Below are 26,298 nucleotides of genomic sequence, written 5' to 3' on the forward strand. Positions count from 1 at the left end.
AATTTACAGGGGTTTTTATGTTTAATCCTAAAAGGAATTTATTTTTATTTTTTAAAGGATATTTTTTTTTCTCCAAAGTATAATCCGGCGATAATAAGTATTGCTCCCACAATTTGTATGGTCCCTAGTATTTCACCATCAAATATTCCCCATATAAAAGCTACTAAAGGCATTAATAAAGAAACAGAAGAGGCAAAAGTTGCATTGGTTTGATGGATTAATTTATAATAGAAAATATTGGCTAATGCACTACCAAAAAATGCCAATAGAAATACGTATCCAACTCCTTGAAGGGCATCAGTCTGGGTGAATAAAGTTTGGAAAAAGCCTGTGGATATTAGTACAATTAAACCAGGTATTAAAAGGATTAATTCAATAAATGCAGTCCAAAGAATAGGGGAGATATTTCCCATATACTTTTGAGTTAATAAGCCACTATAGGCATACATAAGAGTTGCTATAATAAGTAAAAGGTAGTAAAACCATTCATTTGAGACCACATGGTGAGATCCCGGGCTTTGCAAAAGTAAAATTACCCCAATAAAGGATAGCACTACTCCTATTACATGACCTGTTTGGGTTTTGTATCTAAAAAATATTGCCCCCAAAATAATAACAAAAATACTCATTAGAGCATTTAATATTCCCGCAATAGAACTATGTAAATGGGTCTCGGCTATTGGGAATAAAAACATAGGTATAAAGCTCCCTGTAACAGCCGTTAAAACTAACCAGCCAAAGTTCTTTCTAGGAAGTGATTTTACCTTTGGAAGGGAAATGGGAAGTAGGAAAATCCCAGCAAAAGTTATACGTAATGCTCCCACTTGTAAAGGGGTGAAATAATCCAAGCCTCTTTTGATTAATATAAAAGAGGATCCCCAGATAATGGATAAGAAAATAAGGGTAAACCAGTGTTTAGCTTTAATTGGCACGTTGTATAAAAAGTAAAGGTTAATACTAGAAGATAAGTTGCAAGTATACTAAAAAAAGGACTTCAAATAAAGAAGTTTTTCAGGTCAATATTGTATTAAATAACACATTTTATAAAGTCTTACTATTGTGTAAGAGTACTTTCCTATTTCTAAAAGCCATTGGTTTTAGTTAGACTCCAAAAAAAGGCCGTACTATAAAAATAGACGGCCTTTAATATGAGTAAAGATAGTTTAGTTATCTTTTTTTCTTGTATCTAATTCTCCGAAGTACATTTCTTGGAAACTTTTGTTCACACCGTGATCTACTCGTTTATGGAAAGTTTTTGGATCAATTTGAGATGGTTTTTCATAACCACAAGCACTAATGAATTCTCCTAATGCTTTCATTGTATTACCGTGGAAAGCAGCAACACGCTTTCTTTTATCTGTAACATCAATTGCTTTGTATAATGACTCATCTTGGGTAGCAATTCCTACAGGACAGTGTCCACTATCACATTGTAATGCTTGAATACAGCCTAATGCAAACATCATTCCACGAGCACTATAACATGCATCTGCACCTAAAGAAAGTGTTTTTGCGATATCGAAAGCAGAAATAATACGACCAGAAGCAAGAATCTTCACTTTGTCTCTTAATCCATTTTCAATTAATGTTTTATTAGCAAATACTAAAGCATCGTTTAAAGCCATACCCATGTAGTCGATAAACTCTAATGGTGCAGCTCCAGTTCCACCTTCTGCTCCATCAATAGTGATAAAGTCAGGGTAGATTCCTGTTTCTACCATAGCTGTAATAATGTTGATAAATTCATCTTTTCTACCAATACAAATTTTAAAACCAACTGGTTTTCCATCAGAAAGTTCACGTAATTTTGCAATAAAGTGAATTAATTCAGTTGGATTAGAAAACGCAGAGTGACCCGATGGAGAGTGTACTGTTGTATGAGGTACAATACTTCTAATCTTAGCAATCTCTACAGTATTCTTTTCTGCTGGTAATAAACCTCCGTGACCAGGTTTGGCACCTTGAGATAATTTCAGCTCAATCATTTTAACCTCTGGGTATAATGCACGTTCTCTGAATAACTCTCCGTCAAATTGACCTTGTTCGTTACGACAACCAAAATACCCAGTACCGATTTGCCAGATTAAATCTCCTCCAGAACGGTGGTATGAACTAATTCCACCTTCTCCTGTGTTATGAGCAAATCCTCCGATTTTAGCACCTTCGTTTAAAGCAGTAATAGCTCTTTTACTTAAGGCACCATAACTCATTGCACTAATATTATAAATACTAGCACTATATGGTTGAGAACATAAATCACTTCCAATAGTTGTTCTAAAGTTAGTGTCTTTTACTGTTTTAGGGTAAACAGAGTGAGAAGCCCATTCGTATCCAATACGGTTAGCATCATCTTGCATACCAAAAGAAACAGTTTGTTTCTCATTTTTAGCTCTTTGATAAACAATAGAACGCTCGCGTCTATTGAATGGTTTTCCATCTAATTCACCTTCCCAGAAATACTGTCTCATCTCAGGACGAATTGCTTCGAACATATATCTGAAACGTGCAAATAGGGGGTAGTTTTTACGGATTGTATGCTTTGTTTGGCCTAAATCTTGTAGGATTAGGATCATAATAAATCCTGAGATTACTAGGTTTACAATACTTGCTATAGATTGGTACAATACCAAAGAAGTAATAGAGTAAACTAAATATACTACAGATAGAGCAACAGTTACTTGTCCAAAGGTAAATCGATTAAGAAATTTTTTGTGAAACATAAAATAAATTTTAATGTAATCTTTTGTTGTTTGTTGTAATTTTTTACATTTTTTTTTCGACTTGATTTTTCCCCTTGAAACACAAATTAATTCATCTGTTATTGAAAGGCTAGTTCTTAGGTCTAAAATCGAGGCAAAGGTAGTAAACATTTTGAATTTACCCAGTTTTTGTAGCTAATATTTTGGTCTATATTAGTTGGGTTATTGAGGAATTGTTAATTTTAATAAAATAAAACACTAAATATTTGAAAATATGGCTCTTATCTTGTCATATTTATTTTTTTAAGCTATTTTATTGTAGCATTTTCAAGATCAAATTGTTGATTTTTATAAATGCTATGTCTGCCAGAAACCATAAATGCTATACTACAGCCTAAAGCAATGTATAAAGCATTATGCCAGCCAAATAATTCTATTCCCATAGCAATACAAGCAAGAGGGGTTTTAGTACAGGCACAAAACACTGCAACAAAGCCTATACTAGCTATTGCATCTAGGGGTAAACCTAGGTGATAAGCCAAGGCGCTCCCAAGAGTAGCTCCAATAAAAAATAAAGGTGTAACCTCTCCGCCTTTAAAGCCACTAGATAGAACTAAGGCAGTAAGAAGTAATTTTATAGCAAAAACCCATAAGGGCATTGGACTTAAAAAGGCCTCCTGTATGGTTTTAACCCCTAAACCATTGTAGATATCGGTTTGTAAAATAACAATTATAAGCACAAAAAGGGCTCCTCCTACAAATGGACGCCAGTAACTTATGGTTATATATCTAGTAAATAAAGCACTTAAGAGCTCACTTAATTTAACAAAGGCAATACCTGTTAGTCCGAAGGCAATAGCACAAAGGCTAATAAGAAGGATGTTTTTTGGATTAAAGTCTATTTCGGAAAAGCTTAGGTAATGGCTATGTGGTATTTTTAATGCAGCTACTACCCAATTGGCGATAAAACTAGATAGTATAATTGGATATAATTGTTTGTATTGCAGTTTTCCCACCACCATTATTTCAAGGGCAAATAAACTAGCGGCAAAGGGGGTGCCAAAAACTCCGGAGAATCCAGCGCTAATCCCTATTAAAATTAGGGTTTTCTTTTCAGTAATGGTAAAAGAAAAAAAACGTTGTAATTGGCTTGATAATGATGCTCCCATTTGCAAGGCTGTACCCTCTCTTCCTACTGAGGCCCCAAAAAGATGGGAGACTAATGTACCAAATAATACCATAACACTCATTCGAAAAGGAATCATCTGAGTTGGGTTATGGTATTGTTCTATTAAAAGGTTGTTTCCTTTATTGGCTTGCTTTGCCCAATACTGATATATGATCCCAACTAGAAGACCAGCTAAGGGTAAAAAGAAAATTAGCCAAGGGGTGTATTCCCGTAATTGGGTTGCTTTATCTAAGTAGAATAAAAAAAATGCACAGGCCAGACCTACCGTCACTCCAACAATACTACTAAAGGAAGTCCATTTTAGGATATATTGTAATAGACCGGACTGTTTTTGTTTCATAACTTAGATATTTTGTTAAGGAGTTTTTGTACCTGCGCAATATACAAAAAAGTAAAGTTCCATAAACTTATTCAATCGTTCAAAAAAGGTATCGATGCGAATTTTGAGCAGTGAAAAACTATAATATGGTCTAAATAAATAAAATCATTTTATAAGTAACAGCCTTATTTATAAGTACATTTGCCCGTTAGCAAAAAACAAAATGAAGTTAGAGGATATTATTACAGATCGTCTTTATCTTTTTCCTTTGACTATAGAATTGTGTAAGGAGTTGTTCCATGGGGATTCTTGCTTATTGGAAAAGCATAGTTTAAAAAGGTCTTTTAATTGGCCTGCCACAGATATGTTAGAAGCATTAGAGCGAATTATTATTAATTTACAAAAGGTAGCACAACCAAGTGGTTTTGAGTCCTGGTTAATTGTGAAAAAAGACACTTCCACCATAATTGGGGATATTGGTTTTAAAGGCCAGTCTAATAAAAAAGGAGAAATAGATATAGGGTATGGCATCACAAAGCAAGAACGACAAAAAGCTTATACAAGTGAAGCTGCTCGTGGATTAATTCAATGGGCTTTTTCTAAGGAGTCTGTAATAGTGATTACAACCAAAACCCTGATTAGTAATCTAGCCTCTGCAAGAACTTTAGAAAGTTTTGGATTTAAAGAAAATGGAGTACATGGTGATGTTATTCTGTGGAGCTTGGAAAGAAAATCATTAAAGATTTAAAATAAAAAAGAGACTGTCTTTTAAAAACGGTCTCTCTTTTTGTATAATTTAATTAAATATCATCAAAACTAATGTCTGTAAATGAATTTAATTCCTCTTTTGGATATTCTTTTTTGAAATCTTTTTGATGTCTTTCAGAAATTACTTCTTCTCCTTTATTGTCTACAACAAAATTTGTCATCTCGTCAAGAATTTCTCTAAAGGCTGTAAAGTCTTCTTTGTATAAATAGATTTTATGCTTTTTGAAATGAAATGACCCGTCGTCTTCTGTAAATTTTTTGCTCTCTGTAATGGTAATGTAATAGTCATCTGCTTTGGTTGATCTCACATCAAAGAAATACGTTCTTCTACCAGCTCTCAATACTTTAGAAAAAATCTCCTCTTTTTCTAACATTTCGTTATCTCTCATAATTCCTTCTTATCAATTAATTGATTCGTTCATATAGCTTTCAAAATTCTAAAAAAAAACTTAATAAACCAACTTTTTACACTAATTCTTTTTCAGTGAGTTGTTTTTGATATAAATCACTATAATAGCCTTTTGTGCCCATTAGCTCTTGGTGTGTACCTCTTTGAATAATCTGTCCTTGATCCAGAACTAAGATGTAATCCGCATTTTTAGCAGACGATACTCTATGGGTGACAATTAAGGTTGTAATACCTTGACTATGGGTTTTTAAACTATCTAAGATGCTCTCTTCTGTTTGTGTATCTACTGCAGATAAAGAGTCATCTAAAATCAAAATAGGCGCATCTTTAATAAGAGCTCTAGCAATGGACACCCTTTGCTTTTGACCACCTGATAAAGTTAATCCTCTTTCTCCTAAAATAGTTTGGTATCCTTTTTCAAAGGCTTCTATATTATGGTGTACGGATGCCTTTTTAGCCACTTCAATGATTTGTTCTTGAGTAGCATCATGTTTTCCGAATTTGATATTATTAGCAATAGTATCACTAAATAAAAACGAATCTTGTGGTACAAAGGCTATCGACTCTCTAAGGTTACTTAGATTCAAATCCTCAATCGGGGTATTGTCAATATATATTTGTCCACTAGTGGCATCATGAAGACGAGATATTAATGACAATAAGGTACTTTTACCTGAACCAGTTTTACCTAGAATTGCTAAAGTTTTACCTTTTTCAAGGGAAAAGCTAATTTGATTTAGAGCGGTTATTCCTGTATCTGGGTAGGTATAACTCACTTTATCAAAGAGTATACTTCCTTGTATTGGAATCACAGGAGCATTGTTGTTAATTATCTCTGGTTTTATGTCTAAAAATTCGTTGATTCTTTTTTGAGAAGCTTCTGCTTCTTGTACCATCATAGCTACCCACCCTAAAGAAGCGATTGGCCAGGTAAGCATATTGATGTATAAAATAAACTGAGCGATAATCCCGATATCTGGAATACTCCCGTTAAAATACATTAAAGAACCTACTAGAATAATCACTAAGTTACTTAATCCAATTAAGAAAATAAGTACAGGACCTAGTAAAGCATTGGTTTTAGCTAATGCTAAATTTTTAGTTTTACTTTCTTTGGTTAAATCTGCAAAGTCCGCTTCTTTTTCTTTTTCCAAAGAATACGCCTTTAAAACACGAATTCCAGAGAACATTTCTTGGGTGAAAGAAGATAGGTGAGATAAGTTTTCTTGGAAAGCTTTACTACGGTGATTGATCTGAATACTTAGTTTAAAAATAAAGTATCCTAGAAAAGGTACTGGTAGGAGGGAGTAAAAGGTTAGTTCAGGCGATATAATATACATTTGAGTTAAAACTACAGCAAAGCGTATAATAGTATTAATAGAGTACATTAAAGCTGGACCAGCATATTGCCTTACCTTTCCAACATCTTCACTAATGCGGTTCATTAAGTCTCCTGTTCTAAAGCGTTTGAAGAAGCTCTGTGTTAGCACTTGATAGTGAGCATAAATCTCATTTTTTAAATCAAACTCTATATGACGTGACATTACAATTAAGGTTTGCCTCATAATAAAGGTTAGAAAGCCTGCTATTAGAGTAGTAATTAAGATATAGAAAATATTTTGGGTTAAAATACCAATTACTTTATCATGATCCTCTGGTGTCAAGCCCTCTAAAGTACGAATAGAGTCCCCAACTAACTTAGGGGTAAAAAGGGTAAATATCTGAGCAATAATGGTAATAAGAACCCCAACTATAAAGCGGGTTTTATATTTGTAGAAATATTTATTTAAATGACTAAGTGCACTCATAATCAAATTTGATGGACAATAGGGTTAAATAAAATACAAACCATTTTGGGTGTATTTGCCACAAAGATACTCTATTCTAGGTAGAACGGAATTTTGTAGAGTTTAATTATTTACTAAAAATATCGTTAAAAAAGATTGGATTACTATTTTTTGTCTTTGTTTAAAATTATATTTTCTTACCTTTGCCCCGTTATATAAACGTCAATCATTTATCTAAAAAGTTCTTAAGTAGCATGTTAAACAGAAGACACATTCGTATAAAAGTTATGCAAACTCTTTATATGATGCAACAAAGTAACTCTGACAATATCCAAACCGGAGAGAAGTTTCTAATTCATAGTCTTGAAAATCTACAGGATTTATACCTGTTGGTAATTAGTACATTAACAGAGGTTAGAAAAAAAGAAGAGGAGTTAATTACCCTAAGCCAGAAAAAACATTTAGCTACAGATCAAGAACGAAATCCCAATAATAGATTTATCCACAATAAGGTATTGAAGGTTTTAGAAGAATCCGTTTCTATTGAAACTAAAGTACAAGAAAGCAAATTAAACCATTGGCAGGTAAACTACACTTATATTCAATTGCTTTTAGAGCAAATCAAACAAAGTGAGTACTACCAAACCTATATGGCTTTAGAGCAGAGCGATTTTGAACAAGATCGTCAATTTGTAGTGGATATATTTACTCATATTGTTGCACCGGATGAAAAAATCTATTCGTTTTTCGAAGATTCTCAACTAACATGGTTAGATGACCTACCTGTGGTAAATACCATTATCCAGAAGCAGTTAAAACAAATCAAAGAGCACGATAGTCAAATTTTTGTTCCTCGATTATATAAAGACAGTACTGATAGAGAATTCGCTATTGATTTATATAGAAAAACAATCTTGAACTACCAGGAATTAACAAAAGAGTTTGAAGACAAGACTCCAAACTGGGATCCAGAGCGTATCGCTGAATTAGATACCATTATTTTAAGAATGGCTATTTGTGAAATGCTTCGTTTTAGTTCTATTCCTGTAAAAGTTACAATAAATGAATATTTAGAGGTAGCAAAAGAGTATTCTACGCCAAAAAGTAGTATTTTTATCAACGGAGTTTTAGATAATATTTCTAAAGCATACTCTCAAGATGGAAAAATTACAAAAATTGGTAAAGGATTACTTTAATTAATTATGAAGAAAAGTTTATTAGTAGGTTGTTTATTTACAATGGCTTTGGTTTCCTGTAAGGACAATCAAGGAGCATCTAGTAAAATAGACCTAGACAATGCAAAGAAGGTGGAACAAGAATCCACTCAAGCTAGAAAATATCCAAAGATTTCTTTTGATAGATCAATGCATGATTTTGGAAATGTAGCCAACAATGAAGCCGTTTTTACAGAATTTGTACTAACCAATACAGGAGATAGTGAGCTAATCATTATAGGAGCTACTGCTTCTTGTGGTTGTACAGTACCAGAATACCAAAAGACACCAATCCTACCAGGAGAGTCTTCTGTGTTAAAAGTACGTTTTCAACAGGCCCAACAAGGGATGCAACAAAAAACAGTTAATCTAACAACAAATACAGAAAAAGGGGAGGAGATATTAGTGATTAAAGCTAATGTACTTCCTAGAAACAATTAAAACTAAAATAATTTCAATATGGAAGGTTTACAACAATTTTTACCAATTATTTTAATGTTTGCGGTTATTTATTTCTTAATGATCCGCCCACAACAAAAAAGAGCTAAAAAAGAAAAAGAGTTTGAAGCGAATATCGCAGTTGGTGATCGCATTATCACTAAAAGTGGTCTTCACGGAAGAATTGCTGAATTGAATGATACAACTATTGTTTTAGAGACAATGGCTGGAAAACTTTTAATGGAGCGTTCTGCAGTTTCTATGGAAATGAGCCAAAAATTAAACGAAAAGAAATAATTAATTTTTCTTTAGGGAAAATTAATCCATAAAAAAAGGATACCATTTTAAGGTATCCTTTTTTATTTTATAAAAGTCGAAACTAATTATCTTTAGCTATTGTGTTGAAATATAAAATCAAATCAATAATACGGTTGGAATAGCCAATTTCATTGTCATACCAACCAACTACTTTTACCATTTTATCTAATACCGAAGTAAGTTGTGAATCAAATAAACAAGATGCAGGATTCCCAAGTACATCTACAGACACAATAGGGTCTGTGGTATAGCTTAAGATGCCCTTTAACTCACCTTGAGAGGCTTTTTGAAAAGCTTCGTTGATTTGTTCTATACTTACTTGTTTTTTTACATAAGCGGTTATATCTGTTAAAGAACCGTCTGGTACTGGAACACGTATACCACCTCCACCCAATTTTCCTTCGTATTGAGGAAATATCTTAGTTAGTGCTTTAGCCGCACCTGTTGTTGTGGGTACAATACTTTGGGCAGCTCCTCTAGCTCTTCTTAGGTCTTTGTGGGGTTGATCATGTAAACTTTGATCGGTAGTATAGGAGTGTACTGTTGTGATGTAAGCCTGTTCAATACCACATAGCTCTTGGATTACTTTAATCATTGGGGCGGCATTATTTGTGGTGCAGCTTGCATTAGAAATAATGGTTTCTTCTCCTGTTAAAGTGTCTTCATTCACACCTAAGACAATGGTTTTGATTTCTGTATCCTCTGGAGGAACTGATAAGATAACTCTTTTGGCACCATTTTGTAAATGGGGTTGTAAAGCAGAGAAGGTTTTTCTTTTACCTGTGCATTCTATTACGTAATCTACCTGTAAAGCTTTCCAGTCTAATTGCTGTATGTCACTTTCTCTAGTAAAAGGTATCTTATGATTATCTACTATTAAATGATTAATAGTAGAGTCAACAGGATAGTTTAAAATTCCGTGAATACTATCGTATTTTAATAAGTGAGCCATAGTTTTGGCATCTGCCAAATCGTTTATAGCTACTACCTCTATACTGGGGTGGTTAATTAATAGTTTGAAAAGATTTCGGCCAATCCTACCAAACCCGTTAATAGCAACGCGTGTTTTTTTCATAAGCTTATCCAAAAAAGAAATTCGCCAGATTTACTGGCGAAAATATATACTACAATAAATGTTTTTGTGCTCTATAAGAGGAACGAACTAAGGCTCCACTTTCCACATGTCTAAAACCAAGTTCTAGACCTAATTTTTCATATTTTTCAAATTGTTCCGGTGTGATAAACTCCTTTACCGGTAAATGCTTTTTACTTGGTTGTAGGTATTGTCCTATGGTTAGAACATCTAAATTAACCTCTCTTAAATCGTGCATGGTTTGGATAACTTCTGCTTCTGTTTCCCCTAAACCTAGCATAATACCTGATTTTGTACGGTTAATACCTTGCTCTTTTAGGTACCTTAACACCTCTAGACTTCTTTCGTATTTTGCTTGAATTCTAACCTCTCTAGTTAATCGTTTAACCGTTTCCATATTATGGGAAACAATCTCTGGTTTAACTTCAATGATACGGTCGATATTTCTAGTCATCCCTTGAAAGTCTGGTATCAATGTTTCCATGGTTGTTCCAGGACTAATGCGGCGAACAGCTTGAACTGTTTCTGCCCATATAATGGAACCTCCATCTTTTAAATCATCTCTATCTACACTGGTAATTACAGCATGTTTAATCTGCATTAGCTTAATAGATCGGGCAACTTTCTCTGGTTCGTCCCAATCCACAGTTTCTGGTCTTCCAGTTTTTACACCACAAAACCCACATGAGCGGGTACAAATATTACCTAAGATCATAAAGGTTGCTGTACCTTCTCCCCAACATTCTCCCATATTAGGACAACTTCCTGAGGTACAAATGGTGTGAAGTTTGTATTTATCTACTAAACCTCTTAATTCGGTGTATTTCTTTCCTGTAGGAAGCTTTACCCTTAACCACTTTGGTTTTGCAAGTGGCTTTATATTTGAGTCTAAAACAGTATCCATATTTTTGATTTTCAAAATACAAATATACTTATTCTATTAACTTATCGCCCTTTTTTGAAAACAATTACTTTAAAGCCTTGGCTTAAAGAAGGTTTGTTGTGGTTTTCTACCTTGCATTAGATTAAAGACTTTTATCCCTTTTTAGAATCCTAAAGTATAAATATAAAAAAAAATATGCTTTGTTATAACCTTTGTGAAAATAAGTTTTTTTAATAAATAATTGGTACTTTTATCAAATGACATTGGGTATTTTGGTTCTTTTTTGCTAAAATTCCTTAAATATGGCGACGTATCTTTGAATACTTGTTATACAAAAATTTGTCTAAAAGCCCTAGAAAAGCTATATTCGCCTCAAATTTATTTTTACGATGGAAAACAAAATTAAACTAACTATTGCCGATAAGTGGATTGCTGATCCTGCAAAAAGGTTCATGGATAACTCAACTTCTGGAGGAATAGTTTTATTTATTGCAGCTATGGTGGCTATTTTTATGGCTAACTCACCTTGGGCAGAGCAATACATGAATTTTTGGGATAATAATTCAATTGGATTTTCTTTCAATGACATTCCGTTAAAGCACTCTTTTAAACATTGGGTAAATGATGGTTTAATGGCTATCTTCTTTTTTGTGGTAGGTCTTGAATTAAAAAGAGAATTAACTACTGGGGAATTATCTTCACCAAAAAAAGCTATGTTGCCAATTATTGCCGCTATTGGTGGTATGGTGGTACCAGCTAGTGTGTTTTTATTTTTCAATGGAGGAACAGATGCATCTCATGGATGGGGTATTCCAATGGCAACAGATATTGCTTTTGCTTTAGGAGTGTTATATTTATTAGGGGATAGAATTCCACTTTCTTTAAAAGTATTCTTAACCGCTTTAGCTATTACAGATGACTTAGGTGCTGTAATTGTGATTGCTTTATTCTATACCAGTGATCTTAATATGATGAATTTAGGTCTAGGATTTGGATTCTTTGGAGTTTTACTTCTTAGTAACTTTATTGGAATTAGAAATACGATTTACTACGCTATTATTGGTATTGGAGGGATCTGGTTCTTTTTCTTACTTTCTGGGGTTCACGCTACTATTGCAGCGGTTTTAGCAGCTTTTGCTATTCCTTCTACAATGCGCGTACCAGGGGCTTACTTTAGCTCTAAAATGAGTAAGTATTTAGATCGTTTCAAATCTGGAAAACCAGAGGATAACTCTCAAATATTAACTGACCCACAAATGCAAAGCGTGGAGAAAATGAGAAATCTTGCTACAGAAGCTTTACCACCATCGGTGCGTTTAGAAAATAGTATGCACGGTTTTGTAGCTTTCTTTGTGATGCCTGTATTTGCTTTGGCTAATGCTGCTATTCCATTTACAATGGGAGGCGCTGAAGGAGTTAGTAATGTAACTCTAGGGGTTGCTTTAGGATTATTAGTAGGTAAAGTAATCGGAGTTTCTGGTATTACTGCTTTATTAATTAAATTAAAAGTAGCATCTATGCCTCAAGGAATGACCTATACTAATTTATTTGGGTTAGGTTTCTTAGCAGCTATCGGGTTTACAATGTCTTTATTTGTTACAGAACTTGCCTTTGATGTACAGGCTCACCCTGAGTTTCCAGGTCAAGCAAAAATCGGTATTTTAATGGCATCAGGAATTGGAGGATTAATCGGATTTTTGATTCTTCGTTTTTCCAAAGCTAAAAAGTAAACCTATTAGTTTGCGTTAATATATAATATAAAGGGCTGTCTTATCTAGGTAAGACAGCCCTTTGTCTTTTATAACTTATTTGTTTTTTTGCTCGTAAATAATTTTTGTTTTCCCCTAGTTTTTACTCTTGAACCAATACAAAGTAATAGTATATTTGCAGGGTTAATATTGAAAACAAAATATATGATTACAGTTAATGATATTTCTGTGCAATTTGGTGGAACTACACTGTTTAGTGGGGTGAATTTTTCGATCAACGAAAATGACAAAATTGCCTTAATGGGTAAAAATGGAGCAGGTAAATCTACCTTGCTTAAAATTGTAGCAGGGGAAAATAAACCTAGTACGGGGAGCATATCTGCACCTAAGGATGCTGTTATTGCTTATCTTCCACAGCATTTACTTACTCATGATGATTGTACTGTTATGCAAGAGGCTAGTAAAAGTTTTGCTAGTGTGTTTTCAATGAAAGAAGAAATAGATCAAATCAACGAGCAGCTTACTGTACGTACGGATTACGAAAGTGACGAGTATATGAAGCTAATCGAACGTGTTTCTGAATTAAGTGAGAAGTACTATGCTATTGAGGAGGTTAATTATGAAGCAGAGGTAGAAAAAATATTAAAAGGTTTAGGTTTTTCACGAGAGGATTTCTCTCGTAAGACATCTGAGTTCTCTGGAGGATGGAGAATGCGTATTGAGCTAGCCAAAATCTTATTACAAAAGCCAGATTTGATTCTACTTGATGAGCCTACTAACCATATGGATATTGAGAGTATTGAGTGGTTAGAAGACTTTTTATTAAATCAAGCAAAAGCGGTGATGGTTATTTCCCACGATAGAGCTTTTGTAGATAATATTACCAATCGTACTATTGAGGTAACGATGGGGAAAATTTACGATTATAAGGCTAAGTATTCGGATTACTTAGTACTTCGTGCAGATCGTCGTGAGCATCAATTAAAAGCCTACCAAGAGCAGCAAAAGATGATTGCTGAAAACATGGAGTTTATCGAAAGGTTTAAGGGAACTTATTCTAAGACTCTTCAAGTACAGTCTAGGGTAAAGATGTTAGAGAAATTAGATATCATCCAAGTAGATGAAGTAGATAATTCAGCCCTTCGTTTGAAGTTTCCACCTGCACCTCGTTCAGGGCAATATCCTGTTGTTGTAAAAGAGCTTACTAAAATTTATGGAAACCACACGGTTTTTAACAAGGCAGATATTGTTGTAGAAAGAGGACAGAAGGTTGCTTTTGTTGGGAAAAACGGGCAAGGTAAATCCACTATGATCAAGGCCATTATGTCTGAGATTGATTTCCAAGGAGATCTTGAGATTGGTCATAATATTCAAATTGGATACTTTGCTCAAAACCAAGCTTCTTTACTAGATGAGAACTTAACTATTTTTGAAACAGTAGATCGCATTGCCCAAGGAGATATACGTACACAGATTAAAAATATTCTAGGAGCTTTTATGTTCCAAGGAGATGATATCCAAAAGAAAGTAAAAGTTCTGTCAGGAGGTGAAAAAACAAGATTAGCTATGGTTAAGCTTTTATTAGAGCCTTATAACCTACTTATTTTGGATGAGCCGACTAACCACTTAGATATGAAAACTAAGGATATTATTAAAGCAGCTTTAAAAGAATTTGAGGGTACTATTATCTTAGTTTCTCACGACAGGGATTTCTTAGATGGTTTAGCAGAAAAGGTATTTGAATTTTCTAACAAAAGAGTAATCGAGCATTTCGAAGATATTAAAGGATTTTTAGCAACCAAGAAAATGGAAAGCTTAAAAGAAATTGAAAAATAAATATCCTTTTTTAAGGTATATGTAAAGTTAAAGCTTACATGGGTAGTTGCTATTCATGTAAGCTTTTTTGTTTTTATAACTTTTTTTAGGGATAGGTTACTTTATTGTAAAAAAGCTTCTTGTTGCTTTTTTTACAAGTCTTATTTCCTTAAATTGTACTGTAGCAACTATTTAAGTTTGTATAGTATGAAATTGGACCAAAAATACAAAGTAGAACAGCCGATCGTTTTAGATCAAATACCTACTCAAAGTACTTGTAACTATTCATCATCTAAGGCTGAGCGTAAACTAAAGAAAGTAGCCAGGAAATTGGCCAAATTTCAAGATACTATGTATGCCCATGGGAAGTATAGCGTTCTGATTTGTATTCAAGGTATGGATACTGCAGGAAAGGATAGTTTAATTAGAGAAGTTTTCAAAACTTTTAATGCCAGAGGGGTAGTGGTGCAAAGCTTTAAAAAACCTACTTCTTCTGAATTGGAACACGATTACCTATGGAGACATTATATTGCTTTACCTGAAAGAGGAAAGTTTAGTGTGTTTAATCGCAGTCACTATGAAAATGTCTTAATAGCTAGGGTTCACCCACAGATTGTTCTAAAGGAAAATCTTCCTCATTTACAATCCGAGGATCAGATTACTTCGTCACTTTGGGAAGAACGTTATAGCGATATAACCAGTTTTGAAAAGCACCTATCTAATAATGGAACAATTGTTTTGAAGTTTTTCCTTCATTTAAGTAGAGCAGAGCAGAAAAAAAGGATCTTGCGTAGACTAGAGAATATAAAACACCAATGGAAGTTTGCCCCAGAGGATATTAGAGAAAGACAGTATTGGTCCGAGTATCAAAAATACTACCAGATAGCTATTAATAAAACCTCTAAGCCTTGGGCTCCATGGTTTATTATTCCAGCCGATAACAAAGAAATTTGTAGATTAATTTTCGCTCAAATTCTCTTAGAGGAGTTACAAAAATATGCCGATGTACAGTTGCCTATTCTCTCTAGTGAATTACAAGAACAATTAGCCCTGTATAGAGAGATTTTACTGCAAGAATCTTAAATTTTTGTTCAAAGATTCAAACCCGGAAACTTTCCACAGATTCTTGTCTATCATTATAAGGTGTTTTGTAAACAAGGGTGTATATTTGCACCAAAATGAATGAAAATGAATCTTTCGATCTACTTTAAAGAGTTTAGGTATAATATACAATTGGCTTATCCCATTATTTTGGCTATGCTTGGTCATACTATAGTTGGGGTAATTGATAATATCATGGTTGGGAAAATTGGGGCTACTGAATTAGCTGCTGCTTCTTTGGCCAATAGTTTTGTGTTTATTGCTATAGCTTTAGGAGTGGGGTTTTCAACGGCAATAACCCCTTTGACAGCTCATAGTGATGCCGAGAAAAACGTAGAAGAGGGTAGAGGTATTTTTATCAATGGTTTATTCTTATGTTGTGTTTTAGGCTTGTTTTTGTTTGGAGTTATTTTCTTTGCAAAGCCTTTGCTAATTTATATGAAACAACCTCAAGAGGTGATTGTTTTGGCAAAACCCTTTTTGGATATTGTAGCCCTTAGCTTAGTACCTTTGATTATTTACCAAGCTTACAAACAGTTTTCTGATGGTAAAAGTCGTACTAAAAATTCTATGTATGCAACCATTATCTCTAACGTAACTAACGTTTTCTTTAACTATGTACTGATTTATGGTGTTTGGTTTTTTCCAGAAATGGGAATGATTGGGGCGGCCTACGGTACCCTTATTTCAAGGATAGTTATGCTAGTGTATATGCACTTCTCTTTACATAGCCAACAGGACTTTAAACCATTTTTAAAGAATATTTCTTTTAGAGAAATTAAAAAAGAGATGAGTTTAAAAATTAGTAAGATTGGTTTGCCTTCTGGCTTAATGAGCTTCTTTGAAGTTGCGTTATTTGTTGGAGCGGTATGGCTTTCAGGAATGATTGATATTGTTTCTCAAGCAGCCAATCAAATTGCTTTGAGCATGACCTCTATGACCTTTATGTTAGCTAGCGGATTAGGAGTAGCTGCTATGATACGTGTTGGAAATCAAAGAGGATTAAAAGATTATGTCAAGTTAAGAGTAGTAGCTTCTTCTATTGTATTAATGGGAATTATTACCTATAGTATACTTGCTCTTATCTTTGTTTTATTAAGAAACTATATCCCAATGTTATTTGTGGATAATCACGATATTGCTGCGGCACAAATCAATCACGAGGTAATTAAAATCGGTGGACAGTTACTTTTAGTAGCTGCTATCTTCCAAATTTCAGATGCCATCCAAGTTATTATTCTTGGAGCTTTAAGGGGATTGCAAGATGTAAATGTGCCTATGGTACTTACCTTTATTTCTTACTGGTTGATTGGATTTCCCGTTTCGATTTACTTAGGTTTATATACCGATTTAAAAGCAGTGGGTATATGGATAGGACTTTTAGCTGGACTCACCACAGCTGCTATTTGTTTATCGCTTCGATTCCATATACTTTCTAAAAGATTAATAGAAAACAATTAAATACCATATTATTATGCAATTACCTAAATTCGTTTTAGCAGACAATAGTGATAACCCAGAGGCTATCTATATTGTACACTTAGAATTCCCTCGTTTTATCATTGATTTAAATGAAGAAGACATGGAGTTTTTGGAAACTATAGAAGAATCCGAAGAAGCTGAAGTAGAAGCAGAAATCGAAGATTTAATAGCTCAAGCTGGTGAATTCTATGAAAGAGAAATGGAGCGTTATGTAGAAGATGAGGATTTAGAGGATTAATTCTTTTTTTCTATATTTTGAAAATACATATCTAATATTTGTTGAGCAGCTGCAAAAGGGGAAACTTCACTTTTTTGCACTGCTTCTTTGTTTATACCAATTTGTTGTTGAACCCTTGGCGAATCAAAAAAGTGCTGTAAAAGCTGTTCTTGTATAGTTTCCATCATCCAATACTGATTTTGTTGAGCTCTTCTTTGCTCGAAATATCCATTTTCGTTAGTAAGTTGGTAATACTCTAAAATATAATCCCATATTCTTTGAATACCTGTATGTTCTAAAGCACTACAAGTACGTACCTTTGGTGTCCAGCCTGATGGTTTTTTTGGAAATAAATGCAAGGCTCTATTATATTGTAATTTGGCAATTCTAGCCCTATCGATGTTTTGTCCATCGGATTTATTAATCACCACCATGTCGGCCATTTCCATAATACCTCTTTTTATACCTTGGAGTTCGTCTCCGGCTCCAGGTAAATTTAAAAGTAAAAAGAAATCTACCATACTTTGTACGGCAGTTTCACTTTGACCTACTCCAACGGTCTCTACTAAAATTGTATCAAAGCCACTAGCTTCACATAGAATAATGCTCTCTCTAGTCTTTTTTGCTACTCCACCTAAATTTTCTCCAGAGGCAGATGGACGAATAAAAGCGTTGGGATCTTTTACTAATTCCTCCATTCTTGTTTTATCCCCTAGTATACTTCCTTTAGTAACACTACTACTTGGATCAATAGCTAGAACTGCTACTTTTCTTCCCAGTTGGGTAAGTAAACTACCAAAGGCTTCAATAAAGGTACTTTTACCCACTCCAGGTACTCCCGTAATTCCAATTCGTATGGACTTATTACTATAAGGTAATACAGCTTTAATTACTTCTTGGGCCTTTAATTGATGCTCAGCATTACTACTCTCAATTAATGTAATTCCCTGGCTTAAAAAAACTTTATCCCTAGCTAAGATTCCCTCTATGATTGTTGCCGTAGAAGGTATTTGCTTACGTTTGGCTCTTAGTTTAGCGATAGCTAAAGCATTGGTGGTATTGGGCTGTTCTATGCCTTTGTTTTCTTTCAAAGCTGATTTATGTTCATTTAAGGAGTGGTGCTTTTCCAAAGTATTTGTTTTTGATAGTAAAAAGTAAATGTACTAAAAAAGCATATAGATAAAAATTTTGAGCTTTAATTTAATGCTCAACAGGGTATTAACCCTTATATTTGCTACTTCAATATAATTATCTATTATGACCAAAGTATTTTCTTTTGCCCAGCGTTTAAAAAGCAAGGTGCAAGAGCAAACCAGCGCACAAACCACCGTTTATCCCATTTTATTATTGATTAGTATTGGGCATTTGTTCAACGACTTTATTCAAGCAATTGTACCGGCAATCTATCCTTTATTGAAGGATAATTACGGCTTGGATTTTGCTCAAATCGGTATGATTACTTTTTGTTTTCAAATTTCCTCTTCTTTACTTCAGCCAATTGTTGGAAATTATACGGATGCTAATCCTAAACCTTATTCCCAAATCTATGGGATGATTTGTTCTATTATGGGGATTATTATCTTAGCCTACGCACCTAGTTATGTTTGGATTTTGGTGGCTGTTATCTTAATAGGTATTGGATCTTCCATCTTTCACCCAGAGTCCTCTCGAGTATCCTTTGTTGCCTCAGGAGGGAAGCGCTCATTGGCTCAAAGTATCTTCCAAATTGGAGGAAATACTGGGACAGCCTTAGCTCCACTACTTGTAGCTTGGATAGTTTTGCCTCGTTCTCAAGTATATCTTTTATGGTTTTTAGTAATTGGAGTAGTAGCTCAAATTGTATATTACTACATCGGAACCTGGTATAAAGGGATTTTGGCTCATAAGACGGCTAAAAAACACAAAGAGATTTATATGCCAGTTTTAAGTAAATTAAAAATAAACACTTCTATTGTAATACTTTTAGTGTTGATTTTCTCTAAGTATTTTTACGTAGCGAGTATTTCAAGTTACTTTCAATTTTATGTAATGGACAAGTTTTCTATTACCTATACCCATGCTCAGATTTATCTGTTTTTGTTCCTTTTAGCTACTGCTTTAGGTACTTTAATTGGTGGGTTTTTTGGAGATAAATTCGGAAGAAAGTACATTATCTGGTTCTCCGTTTTAGGAGTGGCTCCTTTAACTTTATTACTGCCTTATGTAGGTCTTTTTTGGACAGGGTTGTTAATTGTATTAATAGGACTAATTATCTCCTCTGCTTTCCCTTCTATATTGGTATATGCTCAGGAATTATTACCTAAGAAAATTGGTATGGTATCTGGACTATTTTATGGATTTGCCTTCGGTATGGGTGGAGTAGGTTCGGCTGTACTTGGATGGTTAGCGGATAAAACCTCTATAGAGTATATTTATCACCTATGTGCCTTTTTACCTCTTTTAGGGATCGTTGCATGGTTTTTACCAGACATGAAAAAAGTGAAATTTACTTTAGAAAAATAGATGCTATAATCTAGAAACTAGATACAAAAAAAGCACATAAAATTACTTTATGTGCTTTTTTTGTATTTCAAATTTTAAGATGTCTTAAAGAAGCTTTCCACTTAAAAGTAATGCAGCAATACTAAAGTAGATAATAAGTCCGGAAACGTCCACTAAAGTGGCTACAAATGGAGCTGAAGCTGTTGCGGGATCCAATCCAAACTTTCTTAGTACAAAGGGAATTAAAGATCCAGATAAGGTCCCCCAAAGTACAATTACCACTAGGGATATAGATACGCTTAATCCCACGTACAGCCAGTGTTCTCCATAATCGTAAATAGCAGCTTGTTGCCAAATAAGAATTCGGATAAATCCAATAACTCCTAATAGACCTCCTAACATTACTCCAGAGGAAATTTCTTTTCTCATTACATACCACCAGTCTGTTAGCTTTAATTCTCCTAAAGCCATTGCTCTAATGATTAAAGAAGCAGCCTGGCTACCAGAGTTTCCTCCACTGGAAATGATAAGGGGAACAAATAAGGCTAATACAACTGCCTTTTCGATTTCTCCATCAAAATAGCCCATAGCAGAGGCAGTTAACATTTCCCCTAAAAACAGGATAATTAGCCAACCAGCTCTTTTGCGTACTAATTCAAAAAGCGGGGTATGTGTATAGGAAAGATCTAACTCTTCCATCCCCCCGAACTTTTGAATATCTTCTGTATCTCTTTCTTTTATTTTGTCTAATATATCATCGAAAGTTACAATACCTACTAAAACACCTTTCTCTGTGATAATAGGTAGGGCAGATCTGTCGTATTTTTCAAAGATGTCAAAGGCATCTTCCATTTTTGTGGTAGTGGTAATAGACACAAAATTGTGGTCAATTAACTGAGAAATTAAAGTATCCTCATCGGCTAGGAGTAATTGCCCAATTTTTAAGTCATCTATTAAGCAGTTATGGCTATCCACTACATAGATGTAGTTTAGAGTTTCTGCTTTTTTACCATATTTTTTAATGTGTTGTAGTACTTGCTTTACTGTTTTGTCTTTTTTAGTTTGTATATATAAAGGAGTCATTAAGCGCGCAATACTATCCTCTTTATAACCAATTAAATTCAAAGCAATTTGCTTTTCTACATCATTGAGTAGATTGATGGAGTACTTGATTAATTCATCAGGGAAATTCTCTAGTATTTCCGTTCTATCATCGGGTTCTAAGTTATTAAGTACCTCGGCATAGTCTTCTTGAGTCATACTACGCACGATTTCTTCTTGTACATTTATTTCCAAAAAAGAAAAGACCTCGACCTTTACATCCGCAGGTAATTTTAGAAATTCAAGATTTCTGTCTTTTCTTTTCATTGTGGATAGTAATTCTGCTATATCAGCAGGGTGTATGTCTTTAAATATCATAAAACAAGAGTTATTTCACAGGTTGTTATGCCTGTATTTTCTTTAGTAAATGTACTGCTTCTTGTTTGAATAAAAAAAAAGCTTGGAAAACTTGATTCCGTTAAGTTTAATCCTCCCTGTTTTGAGTATCTATGAAGTTTTGGGATTGTAAATTTTTTTTGGCTTTTGCTCCCATATCTTTTAATTTTTGCACCGAAGTAATTAAGTTCCCTTTCCCTAAGCTGAGTTTATTATAGGCCTGCTCTTGGGCTTGTTTGGCTTCGTTTAATTTAGTGGTTACTTTTTCTAAATCCTGTACAAAACCAACAAATTTATCATATAGTAGACCAGCGCTTTTTGCTATCTCAAAGGCATTTTGAGTTTGTTTCCTTTGGCTCCACATAGACTCAATAGTACGAAGTGTAGCTAGTAGAGTAGAAGGGGTAACAATGACGATGTTCTTTTCAAAGGCTTTAGTGTATAAATGTGGATCTTTTGCGATGGCACAAGAAAAAGCTGTTTCAATAGGAATAAATAATAGAACGAAATCCGGTGAACTTCCCTTATAAAGTTCGTGATAGTTTTTAGAGCAAAGCGAATCTATATGGCGTTGTATAGAAATAAGATGGTGGGTTAAAAACTTTTCTTTGTCTTTTTGATCATCTGTATTTACAAGTTGCTCATAGGCTACTAAAGAAACTTTAGAGTCAATAACCATATGTCTGTCTCCTGGTAGTTTTACCACCACATCTGGACGAAGCTGCTTGCCTTTGTCATCCGTATAACTTTGTTGGGTAAAGTACTCTCTATCTTTTTCTAGACCAGATTTCTCTAAGACATTTTCCAAAATCATCTCCCCCCAATTCCCTTGCATTTTATTATCTCCTTTTAAAGCTTTGGTTAAATTAAGGGTCTGTTCACTCATGGTTGAGTTGATTTGCTGAAGGCCAAAAATTTGTTGGCGCAGCGCAGCATGATGATCAATACTTTCCTTATGAGTTTGTTCTACTTTATGCTCAAAGTTTTTTATTTTCTCTTGTAAAGGAAGTAAGATGCGCTCGATGTTTTGGCTGTTTACTTGAGTAAATTGCTCGCTTTTTTGATGTAGTATTTTATTGGCTAATAATTCAAATTCTTGAGCAAACTTTTCTTGGTATTGGCTACTTTGGTGTTTTTCCTGATTAAGGAGCTCCTGCAAATGTTGGATTTGGATTTGCATTTTAGCATTAGTGGCTATTAGGTCTTGATTGTCTATTCGCTGTATTTGTTCGTTTTCTAATAGGTGGCTTTTCTGATTTTGTAAATCAGTGATTTGTTCTTGTAAATAAGTGTTATTAGCCCTAAGAGTGAATACCTCTTGTGGAGTATTATTTTTTTTTGAAAATAATTTAACCAAAAGAAATAATATAATTGCTGTTAGGGTACACAGAATTATGGTGAATTGCATAGTCATAGAAAAGAATTTACTACTGTTTTTTATTTACTCAAAAATAGAAAAAATAAGTAGACTTAAGGGGGTATTTTTGCTAGGGTTTATAGCAAAAAAAAGAGGTTAGCTTTTTAGCTAACCTCTTTTGGTGTTTATTCAAAGATAAATGCTTATTTACTTAAATACATTTTTCTACGTGCGTAAATGTCATAGAAGGTATCGTCTTTTAAGCTATCGATAAACAAGATGCTTTCTCCTGTTGGTTTCATCTCTGGGCCTAAAGCTTTGTTTACATTCTTGAATTTGTTAAAAGAGAATACTGGTGTTTTAATAGCATACCCGTTTAAGTGTGGATTGAAATTGAAATCCGTTACTTTATTGTGTCCTAACATAACTTTGGTAGCATAGTTTACATATGGTTCACCATAAGCTTTTGCAATAAAAGGAACTGTTCTAGATGCTCTTGGGTTAGCTTCAATAATATATACAATATCGTCTTTGATTGCGAATTGGATATTGATTAATCCAACTGTTTTTAAAGCTACTGCAATTTTCTTAGTGTGGTCTTTAATTTGTTGTAAAACAAACTCACCTAAGTTAAATGGAGGTAACATAGCGTGGCTATCTCCTGAGTGTACTCCACATGGCTCTATGTGTTCCATAATACCAATGATGTGCACATTTTCTCCATCACAAATTGCATCTGCTTCTGCTTCGATAGCTCCATCTAAATAATGGTCTAATAAAAGCGTGTTTCCTGGAATAGAATTTAAAAGTTCAATTACATGCTCTTCTAATTCTTTTTTGTTGATTACAATTTTCATTCCCTGACCTCCTAATACATAAGAAGGACGAACTAATAATGGGAAGTCTAACTCATCTGCAAGTTCTAGTGCTTTTTCAGCTGTTTTTGCTACTCCAAAACGAGGGAAAGGAATTTCCAATTCTTCTAATAAAGTAGAGAAACGTCCACGATCTTCCGCAAGGTCTAATGCATCATAGCTAGTTCCGATGATTTTAATACCATGACGGTCTAATTTTTCAGCAAGTTTTAAAGCAGTTTGTCCTCCTAATTGAACAATAACTCCTTCTGGTTTTTCGTGTTGAATAATATCATAGATATGCTCCCAGAATACTGGTTCGAAATATAATTTATTTGCTGTATCAAAGTCTGTTGAAACAGTCTCAGGGTTACAGTTAATCATAATTGTTTCATAACCACACTCTTCTGCAGCCATAACTCCGTGCACACAAGAGTAGTCAAATTCGATTCCTTGACCAATACGGTTAGGTCCTGAACCTAAAACAATGATTTTCTTTTTGTCCGATACAATGCTTTCGTTTGCTACATAAGTAGTTCCATCTGCATTTTGTATTTCTGGTTCAAAAGTAGAGTAGTAGTAAGGTGTTTTAGCTTCAAACTCAGCCGCACAAGTATCTACTAATTTAAATACACGTTGAATATTTAACTCCTCACGTTTTTTGTATACTTTACTCTCTAAAGTATTAAGCATGTGAGCGATTTGTCTATCTGCAAAACCTTTTTGCTTAGCCTCTAAAAGTAAATCTTTCGGAAGTGTGTCAATTTCATAAGTAGAAATCTCTTTCTCTAACATTGCAAGTTCTTCGTATTGTTTTAAGAACCACATGTCGATTTTAGTGATTTCATGAATTCTACTTAATGGAATACCATGTTGAATAGCATCATAAATGGTAAATACTCTATCCCAAGATGCATTGGTTAATTTTTCAATGATTTGGTCATAGTTAGTATACCCTTTTCCATCAGCACCTAATCCATTTCGTTTAATCTCTAAGGATTGGGTAGCTTTATGTAAAGCTTCTTGGAAAGAACGTCCAATTCCCATTACCTCACCTACAGATTTCATTTGTAATCCTAATGTGCGGTCTGCACCTTGGAATTTATCAAAGTCCCAACGAGGTATTTTTACAATTACATAGTCTAAAGTAGGCTCAAATAAGGCCGAAGTATTCTTAGTAATTTGGTTTTGTAATTCATCTAATGTGTATCCTAAAGCCAATTTAGTAGCTACTTTAGCAATAGGGTACCCTGTTGCTTTAGATGCTAAGGCAGAAGAACGAGAAACACGAGGGTTGATTTCAATTGCAACGATATCTTCTTTTTCATCTGGTGAAACTGCAAACTGAACGTTACATCCACCTGCGAAGTTACCAATAGCGCGAATCATACGGATAGCTAAGTCACGCATTTTTTGGAAAGTAGTATCTGATAAAGTCATAGCTGGTGCTACTGTAATACTATCTCCTGTGTGAATACCCATTGGGTCCATATTTTCGATTGTACAGACAACAACAACATTGTCATTTTTATCGCGAATAATTTCTAATTCATATTCTTTCCATCCAAGTAAAGCCTTGTCAATAAGTACTTCATGGATTGGAGAAGCTTCTAAACCATAAGTCAATAAGTCATCAAATTCCTCCTCTGTGTGTACAAAAGCTGCTCCTGTACCTCCTAAAGTAAAGGATGGACGGATTACTAGCGGGAAGCCAAATTCCTGTGCAATTTCTTTTCCTTCTAAGAAAGAAGTAGCTGTTTTTGCTGGCGCAACAGGAACGTCAATTTTTTGAAGTAATTGTTTGAATTGCTCACGATCTTCGGTAACATTAATGGCATTAATGTCAACTCCGATTAGGCGTACTCCAAAATCAGACCAGATTCCTTTTTCATCACACTCTAAACATAAATTTAAAGCTGTTTGTCCTCCCATAGTAGGTAAAACGGCATCAATTTCTGGATGAGCAACTAGGATTTCAATGATTGATCTTGCAGTTAATGGTTTTAAGTAGATATGATCTGCCATGGATGGGTCAGTCATAATGGTAGCAGGGTTAGAGTTAATTAAAATAACTTTTACTCCCTCTTCTTTTAATGATCTAGCTGATTGTGATCCTGAATAATCGAATTCACATGCTTGTCCAATAACAATTGGTCCTGAACCAATAATTAAAACCGTTTTAATAGAGTTGTCTTTAGGCATCTTGTGTTGTTGTTATGTTAAATACTTTTTTTAGGAAAAAAAGTAAGTTTAGTGCTGTGTTTGTGGTCTTTTGTTGTGTTTTTGTTGTAAATCCTTTTGGATTGAGTATAAAAAAAGGCGTTACCCATTAATAGTAACACCTTTAGCCATGTTTTATAAAAACATTATTTTTTATGTCTAGTTTCACAAGAAACAGTTAATTTGTGTCTTCCTTTAGCTCTTCTTGCTGCTAATACTTTTCTACCGTTAGGTGTAGACATTCTGTCCATGAAACCGTGTTTGTTTCTTCTTTTTCTATTCGATGGTTGAAACGTTCTCTTGCTCATTGCTTTTATCTTTAAATCTTAAATTTTACTTCTTCTACTCAGCTTTGAAATGTCAGGCTTCAAAACCGAGTGCAAATATATAAAGTCTTTTTTCTCTTACAAAACCTTTTTGAAAAATATTTTCAGTTTTATTGAATTTTATTGTTTCTAAGGTTTAAGTAGCATTTACATTTACCTAAGGTATTGTTTAAAAAACAATA

Annotated in this window: 22 protein-coding genes; 10 read left to right on the forward strand and 12 right to left on the reverse strand. The window is 34.1% G+C overall.

All coding sequences use genetic code 11. The features are described from left to right. Positions 1-44: 44 nt before the first annotated feature. From ACYSNX_RS05030 to ACYSNX_RS05040, 3 genes are all read right to left on the reverse strand, one after another. Complete coding sequence (locus tag ACYSNX_RS05030; RefSeq protein ID WP_461753596.1) at positions 45-932, reverse strand: DMT family transporter; 888 nt, start codon at positions 930-932, stop codon at positions 45-47. Positions 933-1,163: 231 nt separating this feature from the next. Next, positions 1,164-2,720 carry an FMN-binding glutamate synthase family protein gene (locus tag ACYSNX_RS05035; RefSeq protein ID WP_461753597.1) on the reverse strand — a complete coding sequence of 519 codons (1,557 nt, stop codon included), beginning with the start codon at positions 2,718-2,720 and terminating at the stop codon, positions 1,164-1,166. A gap of 287 nt (positions 2,721-3,007) precedes the next feature. Beyond that, entirely contained in the window at positions 3,008-4,228 is a 1,221-nt protein-coding gene (locus ACYSNX_RS05040) for a chloride channel protein (RefSeq protein ID WP_461753598.1), read from the reverse strand. Positions 4,229-4,430: 202 nt separating this feature from the next. Between ACYSNX_RS05040 and ACYSNX_RS05045 the strand changes: the two genes are divergently transcribed. Then, positions 4,431-4,955, forward strand: coding sequence for a GNAT family N-acetyltransferase (locus ACYSNX_RS05045; protein ID WP_461753599.1), 525 nt, complete (start codon positions 4,431-4,433; stop codon positions 4,953-4,955). 52 nt (positions 4,956-5,007) lie between these two features. On the opposite strand, the gene ACYSNX_RS05050 is transcribed toward ACYSNX_RS05045, so the two are convergent. Both ACYSNX_RS05050 and ACYSNX_RS05055 read right to left on the reverse strand, forming a co-directional pair. Continuing rightward, entirely contained in the window at positions 5,008-5,364 is a 357-nt protein-coding gene (locus ACYSNX_RS05050; RefSeq protein ID WP_461753600.1) for a PUR family DNA/RNA-binding protein, read from the reverse strand. A gap of 76 nt (positions 5,365-5,440) precedes the next feature. Beyond that, positions 5,441-7,192, reverse strand: coding sequence for an ABC transporter ATP-binding protein (locus ACYSNX_RS05055; protein WP_461753601.1), 1,752 nt, complete (start codon positions 7,190-7,192; stop codon positions 5,441-5,443). 233 nt (positions 7,193-7,425) lie between these two features. Between ACYSNX_RS05055 and nusB the strand changes: the two genes are divergently transcribed. From nusB to yajC, 3 genes are read left to right on the forward strand one after another with little or no spacing between them, the layout of a single operon-like run. Continuing rightward, positions 7,426-8,367, forward strand: coding sequence for a transcription antitermination factor NusB (nusB, locus tag ACYSNX_RS05060; RefSeq protein WP_461753602.1), 942 nt, complete (start codon positions 7,426-7,428; stop codon positions 8,365-8,367). A gap of 6 nt (positions 8,368-8,373) precedes the next feature. Then, a complete protein-coding gene (locus ACYSNX_RS05065; RefSeq protein WP_461753603.1) occupies positions 8,374-8,826 on the forward strand; it encodes a DUF1573 domain-containing protein in 453 nt (150 codons plus the stop codon). 18 nt (positions 8,827-8,844) lie between these two features. Further along, positions 8,845-9,120, forward strand: coding sequence for a preprotein translocase subunit YajC (gene yajC, locus ACYSNX_RS05070; protein WP_461753604.1), 276 nt, complete (start codon positions 8,845-8,847; stop codon positions 9,118-9,120). Positions 9,121-9,202: 82 nt separating this feature from the next. Here yajC and gap read toward each other — a convergent pair whose 3' ends face one another. Together gap and lipA are read right to left on the reverse strand one after the other, a co-directional pair. Next, on the reverse strand, positions 9,203-10,216 hold the full coding sequence (gap, locus tag ACYSNX_RS05075) for a type I glyceraldehyde-3-phosphate dehydrogenase (protein WP_461753605.1): 1,014 nt from the start codon (positions 10,214-10,216) through the stop codon (positions 9,203-9,205). A gap of 49 nt (positions 10,217-10,265) precedes the next feature. After that, the gene (lipA, locus tag ACYSNX_RS05080) at positions 10,266-11,138 is read right to left on the reverse strand and encodes a lipoyl synthase (RefSeq protein WP_461753606.1); all 873 of its coding nucleotides are present in this window, start codon (positions 11,136-11,138) and stop codon (positions 10,266-10,268) included. A gap of 368 nt (positions 11,139-11,506) precedes the next feature. Between lipA and nhaA the strand changes: the two genes are divergently transcribed. From nhaA to ACYSNX_RS05105, 5 genes are all read left to right on the forward strand, one after another. Beyond that, positions 11,507-12,847, forward strand: coding sequence for a Na+/H+ antiporter NhaA (gene nhaA / locus ACYSNX_RS05085; protein WP_461753607.1), 1,341 nt, complete (start codon positions 11,507-11,509; stop codon positions 12,845-12,847). A gap of 183 nt (positions 12,848-13,030) precedes the next feature. Continuing rightward, positions 13,031-14,662, forward strand: a complete 1,632-nt coding sequence (locus ACYSNX_RS05090) for an ABC-F family ATP-binding cassette domain-containing protein (protein ID WP_461753608.1) — start codon at positions 13,031-13,033, stop codon at positions 14,660-14,662. A 186-nt stretch (positions 14,663-14,848) separates the two neighbouring features. After that, on the forward strand, positions 14,849-15,724 hold the full coding sequence (locus tag ACYSNX_RS05095) for a PPK2 family polyphosphate kinase (RefSeq protein ID WP_461753609.1): 876 nt from the start codon (positions 14,849-14,851) through the stop codon (positions 15,722-15,724). Positions 15,725-15,829: 105 nt separating this feature from the next. Next, positions 15,830-17,203 carry an MATE family efflux transporter gene (locus ACYSNX_RS05100; RefSeq protein ID WP_461753610.1) on the forward strand — a complete coding sequence of 458 codons (1,374 nt, stop codon included), beginning with the start codon at positions 15,830-15,832 and terminating at the stop codon, positions 17,201-17,203. 13 nt (positions 17,204-17,216) lie between these two features. Continuing rightward, the gene (locus tag ACYSNX_RS05105) at positions 17,217-17,462 is read left to right on the forward strand and encodes a hypothetical protein (RefSeq protein WP_461753611.1); all 246 of its coding nucleotides are present in this window, start codon (positions 17,217-17,219) and stop codon (positions 17,460-17,462) included. On the opposite strand, the gene meaB is transcribed toward ACYSNX_RS05105, so the two are convergent. Then, entirely contained in the window at positions 17,459-18,571 is a 1,113-nt protein-coding gene (gene meaB, locus ACYSNX_RS05110; RefSeq protein WP_461753612.1) for a methylmalonyl Co-A mutase-associated GTPase MeaB, read from the reverse strand. The two genes, ACYSNX_RS05105 and meaB, sit on opposite strands and share 4 nt — an antisense overlap. A 127-nt stretch (positions 18,572-18,698) precedes the next feature. Here meaB and ACYSNX_RS05115 point away from each other — a divergent pair, with 127 nt between their 5' ends. Beyond that, positions 18,699-19,943, forward strand: a complete 1,245-nt coding sequence (locus tag ACYSNX_RS05115) for an MFS transporter (RefSeq protein WP_461753613.1) — start codon at positions 18,699-18,701, stop codon at positions 19,941-19,943. 84 nt (positions 19,944-20,027) lie between these two features. Here the strand turns inward: ACYSNX_RS05115 and mgtE are convergent, their stop codons facing one another. The 4 genes from mgtE to rpmH all read right to left on the reverse strand — a co-directional run bounded on the left by mgtE (position 20,028) and on the right by rpmH (position 26,098). Beyond that, on the reverse strand, positions 20,028-21,341 hold the full coding sequence (gene mgtE / locus ACYSNX_RS05120) for a magnesium transporter (protein ID WP_461753614.1): 1,314 nt from the start codon (positions 21,339-21,341) through the stop codon (positions 20,028-20,030). A 106-nt stretch (positions 21,342-21,447) separates the two neighbouring features. Further along, complete coding sequence (locus ACYSNX_RS05125) at positions 21,448-22,773, reverse strand: DNA recombination protein RmuC (protein WP_461753615.1); 1,326 nt, start codon at positions 22,771-22,773, stop codon at positions 21,448-21,450. Between the two features lie 146 nt (positions 22,774-22,919). After that, positions 22,920-25,772: a carbamoyl-phosphate synthase large subunit gene (carB, locus tag ACYSNX_RS05130; RefSeq protein WP_461753616.1), complete on the reverse strand. Its 2,853-nt coding sequence runs from the start codon at positions 25,770-25,772 to the stop codon at positions 22,920-22,922. 164 nt (positions 25,773-25,936) lie between these two features. Next, complete coding sequence (rpmH, locus tag ACYSNX_RS05135) at positions 25,937-26,098, reverse strand: 50S ribosomal protein L34 (RefSeq protein ID WP_006256972.1); 162 nt, start codon at positions 26,096-26,098, stop codon at positions 25,937-25,939. Between the last annotated feature and the right edge of the window lie 200 nt (positions 26,099-26,298).

The sequence above is a fragment of the Myroides sp. LJL115 genome (genome assembly GCF_054871665.1).

Bases quoted from the DNA above. Each gene is read 5' to 3' on its own strand.
- gap (WP_461753605.1), bottom strand. From the start codon at position 10,216: ATGAAAAAAACACGCGTTGCTATTAACGGGTTTGGTAGGATTGGCCGA.
- ACYSNX_RS05035 (WP_461753597.1), bottom strand. From the start codon at position 2,720: ATGTTTCACAAAAAATTTCTTAATCGATTTACCTTTGGACAAGTAACT.
- ACYSNX_RS05095 (WP_461753609.1), top strand. From the start codon at position 14,849: ATGAAATTGGACCAAAAATACAAAGTAGAACAGCCGATCGTTTTAGAT.
- ACYSNX_RS05050 (WP_461753600.1), bottom strand. From the start codon at position 5,364: ATGAGAGATAACGAAATGTTAGAAAAAGAGGAGATTTTTTCTAAAGTA.
- ACYSNX_RS05090 (WP_461753608.1), top strand. From the start codon at position 13,031: ATGATTACAGTTAATGATATTTCTGTGCAATTTGGTGGAACTACACTG.
- ACYSNX_RS05125 (WP_461753615.1), bottom strand. From the start codon at position 22,773: ATGACTATGCAATTCACCATAATTCTGTGTACCCTAACAGCAATTATA.
- ACYSNX_RS05115 (WP_461753613.1), top strand. From the start codon at position 18,699: ATGACCAAAGTATTTTCTTTTGCCCAGCGTTTAAAAAGCAAGGTGCAA.
- ACYSNX_RS05045 (WP_461753599.1), top strand. From the start codon at position 4,431: ATGAAGTTAGAGGATATTATTACAGATCGTCTTTATCTTTTTCCTTTG.
- nusB (WP_461753602.1), top strand. From the start codon at position 7,426: ATGTTAAACAGAAGACACATTCGTATAAAAGTTATGCAAACTCTTTAT.
- ACYSNX_RS05105 (WP_461753611.1), top strand. From the start codon at position 17,217: ATGCAATTACCTAAATTCGTTTTAGCAGACAATAGTGATAACCCAGAG.
- nhaA (WP_461753607.1), top strand. From the start codon at position 11,507: ATGGAAAACAAAATTAAACTAACTATTGCCGATAAGTGGATTGCTGAT.
- carB (WP_461753616.1), bottom strand. From the start codon at position 25,772: ATGCCTAAAGACAACTCTATTAAAACGGTTTTAATTATTGGTTCAGGA.
- ACYSNX_RS05055 (WP_461753601.1), bottom strand. From the start codon at position 7,192: ATGAGTGCACTTAGTCATTTAAATAAATATTTCTACAAATATAAAACC.
- mgtE (WP_461753614.1), bottom strand. From the start codon at position 21,341: ATGATATTTAAAGACATACACCCTGCTGATATAGCAGAATTACTATCC.
- rpmH (WP_006256972.1), bottom strand. From the start codon at position 26,098: ATGAGCAAGAGAACGTTTCAACCATCGAATAGAAAAAGAAGAAACAAA.
- ACYSNX_RS05100 (WP_461753610.1), top strand. From the start codon at position 15,830: ATGAATCTTTCGATCTACTTTAAAGAGTTTAGGTATAATATACAATTG.
- yajC (WP_461753604.1), top strand. From the start codon at position 8,845: ATGGAAGGTTTACAACAATTTTTACCAATTATTTTAATGTTTGCGGTT.
- ACYSNX_RS05065 (WP_461753603.1), top strand. From the start codon at position 8,374: ATGAAGAAAAGTTTATTAGTAGGTTGTTTATTTACAATGGCTTTGGTT.
- lipA (WP_461753606.1), bottom strand. From the start codon at position 11,138: ATGGATACTGTTTTAGACTCAAATATAAAGCCACTTGCAAAACCAAAG.
- ACYSNX_RS05040 (WP_461753598.1), bottom strand. From the start codon at position 4,228: ATGAAACAAAAACAGTCCGGTCTATTACAATATATCCTAAAATGGACT.